We start from the raw sequence: 7468 nt of genomic DNA on the forward strand, positions 1-7468 counted from the left end.
AATTTATAACGCAAATTCTATGCTTTTATTTTTTATATAGTACATCTTTAACGGCTTTCACAACATCGTTAAAGTTTGGTAACCATTCTTCAAGTAGCACTGGAGAGTATGGTGCAGGTGTATCTGCTGTAGTAATTCTTCTAATTGGCGCATCCAAATAATCAAATACATTTTCTTGCACTTGGAATGTAATTTCTGATGAGATACTTGCAAAAGGCCATGATTCCTCTAAAATAACCAATCTATTTGTTTTTCTTACTGAAGTAAAAATAGCTTCAAAATCCATTGGTCTAATGGTACGCATATCTAATATTTCAACCGAAATTCCTTCTTTTTCTAAAATATCAGCAGCTTTGTAAGCTTCTTTAATTATTTTTCCAAATGAAACAATTGTTACATCTGTTCCTTCTCTTTTGATATCTGCAACTCCAATAGGAATTATGTATTCTCCTTCTGGAATTTCCATCTTATCGCCATACATTTGTTCAGACTCCATAAAAATCACAGGATCATTATCTCTAATAGCTGCTTTTAATAAACCTTTTGCGTCATAAGGATTTGAAGGTATAATTACTTTCAATCCAGGTGTATTTGCAAACCAGTTTTCAAAAGCCTGTGAGTGTGTAGCACCTAATTGCCCTGCAGAACCTGTTGGCCCTCTAAAAACAATTGGACAGTTTAATTGTCCACCAGACATTTGTCTGATTTTTGCTGCATTATTTATAATTTGATCAATACCTACTAATGCAAAATTGAAAGTCATAAACTCAACAATTGGTCTATTACCATTCATTGCAGATCCAACAGCAATACCAGTAAAACCAAGCTCAGCAATTGGAGAATCTATCACTCTTTTTGCCCCAAACTCATCTAACATTCCTTTAGAAGCCTTATATGCGCCATTGTACTCAGCAACTTCCTCTCCTATCAAGAAAATTGTTTCATCTCTGCGCATTTCTTCGCTCATCGCTTCACATATAGCTTCCCTAAATTGTATTGTCTTCATCTTGTCTGTTTTTTAAGATTTGCAAAAGTAAGCATTTCTAAAATTAGAATCAAAAAAATAATGTCATATAAAATATTTACTATGCGTGCATAGTATTTTTAAAAAAAAAATAGTACATTCGTTTTTATAAATAAAAATGCTGTTTAATTTTAGACCAAATATTTAAAACACACAATAAAATGAAAATATTAGTTTGTATTAGTCACGTTCCAGACACTACTTCAAAAATCAATTTCACTGAAAATGATACTAAATTTGATAGTAATGGCGTGCAATATGTTATAAACCCATTTGATGAATTTGCTCTTACAAGAGCTATGTGGTTTAAAGAAAAGCAAGGAGCCTCTGTAACTGTAGCAAATGTGGGGACTGTTGCAACTGAACCTACTTTACGTAAGGCATTGGCTATTGGTGCTGATAATGCTATTAGAGTAAATACAGAAGCTATTGATGGTTTTTCAGTTGCTAAAGAATTAGCTGAAGTTGTAAAAAATGGAGGTTATGATTTAGTGCTAGCTGGGAGAGAATCTATAGATTATAATGGTGAAATGGTTCCTGGAATGCTTGCTGCATTGTTAGACTATAATTTTGTAAATGCTTGTATTGGTCTTGAAATTGACGGTGATAAAGCAACTATTTCACGTGAAATTGATGGTGGGAAAGAAGTTCTTACATCTACCTTACCTTTAATTATTGCCGGTCAAAAAGGATTGGTTGAAGAAAAAGATTTACGTATCCCAAATATGAGAGGTATTATGATGGCGCGTCAAAAACCTTTAACTATTGTTGAACCAATAAATAGTAATCCAGCAACTTCAATTACTTCATTTGAAAAACAAGCCGCAAAATCTGCTTGTAAAATAGTTGATAATGTAGATGAACTTATTAGTTTATTGCATAATGAAGCTAAAGTAATATAGTTATTATAAAATTGAATCAACTAAACAAATAAACGATTTAACAAACAAAAATATATGTCAGTATTAGTTTTTGCCGAAACATCGGAAGGAAAATTTAAGAAATCTGCTTTTGAAGTAACATCCTACGGGAAAAAAGTTGCAGAGCAGTTAGGAACAACTATTGTTGTATTGACAATAAATTCAAACAATCCTACATTATTATATACCTATGGTGCAGAGAAAGTTTTAAATGTTTCAAATGACGCATTAAAAACTTTTAATGTTAACATATTTGCTAACATTATTAAGCAAGCTGCTGAAAAAGAAGGCTCCCAAATTGTTATATTAGATTCAACTGCAAATAGTTTATACATGGGTCCAAATGTTGCTGTTAATTTAAATGCTGGTTACGCAACAAATGTTGTAGCATTACCAAGTTCAACTTCACCGTTAACTGTAAAAAGAAAAACCTTTTCAAATAAAGGATTTAATAACACTGTATTTAATACAGATATCAAAGTTATCTCATTAGCAAAGAATTCTTATGGTTTACATGAAAATGTAGTTTCAGGAAGTATTGAAGAATTTTCCCCTTCTATTATTGAAAGTAAACTTAGTTCTTCTGCTATAGAACAAACTTCTGGAAAAGTAACTATTGCTGATGCTGATGTTGTAGTTTCAGGAGGTAGAGGTTTAAAAGGACCTGAAAACTGGGGTATGATAGAAGAATTAGCTGAAGTTTTAGGAGCTGCAACTGCTTGTTCTAAACCTGTTTCAGATTTAGGATGGAGACCTCATAGTGAACACGTTGGACAAACTGGAAAGCCAGTGGCTTCAAATTTATACGTTGCAATTGGAATTTCAGGCGCAATTCAACATTTAGCCGGTGTTAACTCATCAAAAGTAAAAGTTGTAATTAACACCGACCCTGAAGCACCTTTCTTTAAAGCTGCAGATTATGGAATTGTAGGTGATGCTTTTGAAGTGGTTCCAAAATTAATTGAAAAGTTAAAAGAATTTAAAGCAAATAACGCATAATTTTATTAAATTGTGCCTCTTAAATAGACTGTCTAATTATTGTACATTAAAGTCCTTTGATTAGACAGTCTTTTTTGCTAATTTTAACTTATGAGTTTAGTTCGTCTAAATATTAAAGGAATATCTTATAGTCAAACACAAAGTGGCGCATACGCATTGGTGTTAAGTGAAGTAGATGGAAGTAGAACATTACCTATTGTTATAGGAGCTTTTGAAGCGCAATCAATTGCAATTGCTTTAGAAAAGGAAATTAAACCCCCTCGACCTCTTACACATGATTTGTTTAAAACTTTTGCAGATAGATTTCACATTATCATAAAACAAGTCATCATTCACAAATTGGTTGATGGCGTATTTTATTCAAGTTTAATTTGTGAACGAGATAAAATTGAAGAAATTATTGACACTAGAACTTCTGATGCAATTGCATTAGCAACACGCTTTAATGCTCCAATTTTTACCTATGAAAATATATTAGACAAAGCTGGAATCTATTTAAAAATGAAAGATCCATTGACTACTGATGATGATCCTTTAAGTATTGAAAATTTAATAGATGAACCTGTTAAAAATGAAACTTCCTTTTCTGAAGACACACTCAAACAATTAAACGAAAAATTAAATGAAGCTATTCAGCAAGAAAATTATGAATTAGCAGCAACCATTCGTGATGAAATAAATAAACGTACTTCCAAATAACTCACACAATTAAATATTCGAAAAATTATGAATGTAAAAATAAAACTAACTATTATGAGTTTCCTGCAATTTTTTGTTTGGGGAGCTTGGTTAATAACTGTTGGTGTATATTGGTTTCAAAATAAACAATGGTCAGGTTCAGAATTTGGAGCAATTTTCTCAACAATGGGTATTGCCTCTCTATTTATGCCAACATTGACGGGAATTATTGCAGACAGATGGATTAATGCTGAAAAATTATATGCTATTTTACATATTTTGGGCGGATTAACTTTAATTTTTGTTCCATTAATTAACAATCCAAATGATTTCTTTTGGATTATTTTGTTAGCTATGGTGTTTTATATGCCAACTATTGCTTTATCAAATTCTATCTCTTATAATGCATTAAAAAGTAATGGCCTAGATGTTATAAAAAGTTTTCCTCCTATTAGAGTTTGGGGTACTGTTGGTTTTATTGTTGCAATGTGGATCACTAATTTATCTGGTAATAAAGACTCTTCCAATCAATTTTATATAGCAGGAGTAGTTGCTATAGGACTAGGAATTTATTCATTTTTCTTACCTAAATGTCCGCCACAAGGTGCAACTGAAGGTGAAAAATCAATTGTAAAAATATTAGGATTAGATGCTTTTAAACTATTTAAAAATTATAAAATGGCATTATTTTTCTTGTTTAGTATGCTACTTGGTGCATCTTTACAATTAACTAATGCATACGGAGATGTCTTTTTAGATGATTTTAAACATATAGCAGAATTTGCAGACTCTATTGTAGTTAAATATTCTACCCTAATTATGTCTATATCTCAAATATCAGAAACCTTATTTATTTTAGCTATTCCTTTTTTCTTAAAACGTTTTGGTATTAAAAAAGTGATGTTAATGAGTATGTTTGCTTGGGTTTTACGATTTGGGCTTTTTGCATACGGCGATCCAGGATCAGGTGTATGGATGATTATTTTATCTGGTATCGTTTATGGTATGGCATTTGACTTTTTCAACATTTCAGGTTCTCTTTTTGTAGAAACAGAAACAGATGCCTCTACAAGAAATTCAGCTCAAGGTCTTTTTATGATGATGACTAATGGATTTGGTGCAATTATTGGAAGTGTTGCAAGTGGAATTATTATTGATCAATATTTCACATCAGAAACTGGTAAAGATTGGAATGGCATTTGGCTCACTTTTGCTATCTATTCTTTAATAGTTACTGTTTTATTTGCACTGTTTTTTAAGCATAAACACAACCCTGAAAGTATAGGAGAAGTTAACCATTAACTGACAAGAAAGTTTAGCAAAACAATTCAAGTTAAATTCAGTTTTTAAAATTAGAACATTAGTTTCTTTTACTCAAAAGCTAATTTTTTTTATAAAAAAACCCAATAAACTATCTAATAGCTGATTTTATTTGAAAATCAGCTATTACTTAAAAAATTTTAAATGAAACAATATTTAAATTTAATAAAACACGTTCGCGATAACGGAATTGTTAAAGAAGATAGAACTGGAACAGGTACTAAAAGTGTTTTTGGATATCAAATGCGTTTTGATTTAAGTGAGGGATTCCCAATGCTAACTACAAAAAAATTACATTTAAAATCTATTATTTATGAATTATTGTGGTTTTTAAAAGGAGACACAAATATTGAATATTTAAAAAAAAATAATGTAAAAATTTGGGATGCTTGGGCTGATGAGAATGGAAATTTAGGTCCTGTTTATGGACATCAATGGCGAAATTGGAATAGTGAAGGAATTGATCAAATTTCTGAGGTAATAAATACCATAAAAACAAATCCTGACAGTAGAAGAATGTTAATTTCAGCTTGGAACCCAAGTGTTTTACCTGATACATCTTTATCCTTTTCAGAAAACGTAGCGAAAGGAAAAGCAGCTTTACCGCCGTGCCACGCCTTTTTTCAATTCTATGTAACAGAAGGGAAATTATCTTGTCAATTATACCAACGAAGCGCCGATATTTTTTTAGGCGTTCCTTTTAATATTGCATCTTACGCTTTATTTACTATGATGATGGCTCAGGTTTGTGATTTAAAACCAGGTGATTTTATTCACACTTTTGGTGATGCTCATATATACAGTAATCACAGCGAACAAATAGATTTACAATTATCTAGAGAACCAAAAGAGTTACCAAAAATAGAAATAAATCCTTCCATAAAAAATATTTTCGATTTTACTTTTGAAGATTTTACACTAATCAATTATAATCCACATCCACATATTAAAGGTAGTGTTTCGGTTTAATACTTTCTTAAAAGTATATACAGAAAGTTAAAATAGCTCGTTTTACTAAAATATTAATATAGATTTAATACATTAATTGAAAATCATTTAATAATTTTATAGCTATCTAAAAAAAAAATCATGGAAGCAAATTTAAAACTTAAACTAATTCAAAGAATCATTGAAATTGATAACGTAAACTTATTAAAATCAATTGAATTTATTTTCAACACTTCTGATGAAAATATTTTAAAATTTTTGAATTTTTCAAATGAAAATTTACAAAATCAGGAAATGAATGAAACTGAAGATTTTAGTGGTTACATTAAAGAATGGGTTAAAAGTATGTAACAAATAAAGGCTATGAACGAACAACATGAATTATATGAAAATGCACGAAAACGAGTAAAGCAAAAAAAACGTTTGTATATTCATTTTATCATATTTATAGTAGGTTCCATCTATTTAATTTTTCTTAACAAATATTTAAAAATTGATGAGTCTCTTTTTACAAATTGGTTTATTTGGGTCATACTTTTATGGCTGTTTTTTTTAATATTACATGCTATCAACGTTTTTATTACTCACCGTTTTATGAGCAATGATTGGGAACGTAAACAAACAGAAAAATTAGTATTAAAGCAAGAAATTAAAATAGCCAAACTAGAAAAAGAAATAACTAAAGAAGCGAAGCTAAATGCTGAAAGTGAACAATCTGCTTCCGAATTCAAAAAAAAAGAAAACTTCTAAAACAATTCAATAAAAGAATGATAACTATTATAGCTGCGATAGCTGAAAAAAATGCCTTAGGAAAAGACAATCAGTTAATTTGGTATTTACCATCAGATTTAAAACGGTTTAAAAAAGTAACTGCGAATCACCATGTAATTATGGGAAGAAAAACTTTTGAATCCTTAGGAAAACCACTACCAAACAGAACTAATATTATTATTACACGCAATGGTAATTTTAATGCAGAAGGCTGTGTAGTTGTTAACTCTTTGCAACAAGCTATTGAAGCTTCTAAAGAAGATGAAAATCCGTATATTTTAGGTGGTGCTGAAATTTATAAACAAGCTATTGAAATTGCAAATAAATTAGACTTAACATTTGTGCATCATCAATTTGAAGCTGATGCGTTTTTCCCAGAAATAAATACAACTATTTGGAAAGAAACTTCAAGAGAATTTTTTAAATCTGATGAAAAAAATAAATATGATTATAGTTTTGTAACATATATTAGAAAATAAAAAAGGAAGTTTTACAAATAAAACCTCCTTTTAAACCAAACTTAATTATTAACATAGTGTTACTTTTTCTTTTTTACTATTTGTTCAAATACCCTACTTTTACTTATCATCATAAATTTATATTCACCACTTTCAAGTTTTGAGATATTTAATTTTCTATCTAATGAAATAGCCCCTTTTAACTCTTCTTCATACAATAAATGGGAATCATTATCATAAAGCTCAATCTTAAATGGTTCATTGTTAAATGTCACTTTAGAAATATAAATAGAATCACCTTCCATTCTTAAAATTGGTTTATAAAAAATTGATTCTTCTTCTTTTTGAAA

The 7468-nt window shown here is 29.7% G+C and carries 10 protein-coding genes; 8 read left to right on the forward strand and 2 right to left on the reverse strand.

The window, feature by feature from the left end; translation table 11 throughout:
• Window positions 1-25: 25 nt before the first annotated feature.
• Complete coding sequence (locus tag ABY863_RS03435) at window positions 26-1006, reverse strand: pyruvate dehydrogenase complex E1 component subunit beta (RefSeq protein WP_372792865.1); 981 nt, start codon at window positions 1004-1006, stop codon at window positions 26-28.
• 179 nt (window positions 1007-1185) lie between these two features.
• On the opposite strand from ABY863_RS03435, the gene ABY863_RS03440 reads away from it, so the two are divergent.
• The 8 genes from ABY863_RS03440 (at window position 1186) to ABY863_RS03475 (ending at window position 7139) form a co-directional block, all read left to right on the forward strand.
• On the forward strand, window positions 1186-1926 hold the full coding sequence (locus tag ABY863_RS03440; RefSeq protein WP_372792866.1) for an electron transfer flavoprotein beta subunit/FixA family protein: 741 nt from the start codon (window positions 1186-1188) through the stop codon (window positions 1924-1926).
• Window positions 1927-1980: 54 nt separating this feature from the next.
• Window positions 1981-2943, forward strand: a complete 963-nt coding sequence (locus ABY863_RS03445) for an electron transfer flavoprotein subunit alpha/FixB family protein (RefSeq protein ID WP_372792867.1) — start codon at window positions 1981-1983, stop codon at window positions 2941-2943.
• Between the two features lie 90 nt (window positions 2944-3033).
• The gene (locus tag ABY863_RS03450) at window positions 3034-3642 is read left to right on the forward strand and encodes a bifunctional nuclease domain-containing protein (RefSeq protein WP_372792868.1); all 609 of its coding nucleotides are present in this window, start codon (window positions 3034-3036) and stop codon (window positions 3640-3642) included.
• 27 nt (window positions 3643-3669) lie between these two features.
• The gene (locus tag ABY863_RS03455) at window positions 3670-4923 is read left to right on the forward strand and encodes a nucleoside permease (protein ID WP_372792869.1); all 1254 of its coding nucleotides are present in this window, start codon (window positions 3670-3672) and stop codon (window positions 4921-4923) included.
• A 162-nt stretch (window positions 4924-5085) separates the two neighbouring features.
• Window positions 5086-5910, forward strand: coding sequence for a thymidylate synthase (locus ABY863_RS03460; protein ID WP_372792870.1), 825 nt, complete (start codon window positions 5086-5088; stop codon window positions 5908-5910).
• 120 nt (window positions 5911-6030) lie between these two features.
• The gene (locus ABY863_RS03465) at window positions 6031-6240 is read left to right on the forward strand and encodes a hypothetical protein (protein ID WP_372792871.1); all 210 of its coding nucleotides are present in this window, start codon (window positions 6031-6033) and stop codon (window positions 6238-6240) included.
• Between the two features lie 12 nt (window positions 6241-6252).
• Entirely contained in the window at window positions 6253-6639 is a 387-nt protein-coding gene (locus tag ABY863_RS03470) for a 2TM domain-containing protein (RefSeq protein WP_372792872.1), read from the forward strand.
• A 17-nt stretch (window positions 6640-6656) separates the two neighbouring features.
• Window positions 6657-7139, forward strand: coding sequence for a dihydrofolate reductase (locus ABY863_RS03475; protein WP_372792873.1), 483 nt, complete (start codon window positions 6657-6659; stop codon window positions 7137-7139).
• Between the two features lie 59 nt (window positions 7140-7198).
• Here ABY863_RS03475 and ABY863_RS03480 read toward each other — a convergent pair.
• Window positions 7199-7468: hypothetical protein (locus tag ABY863_RS03480; protein WP_372792874.1), on the reverse strand; the 270-nt coding region annotated here is incomplete at its 5' end.

It is taken from the genome of Lutibacter sp. (genome assembly GCF_041562875.1).
GTDB lineage: Bacteria > Bacteroidota > Bacteroidia > Flavobacteriales > Flavobacteriaceae > Lutibacter.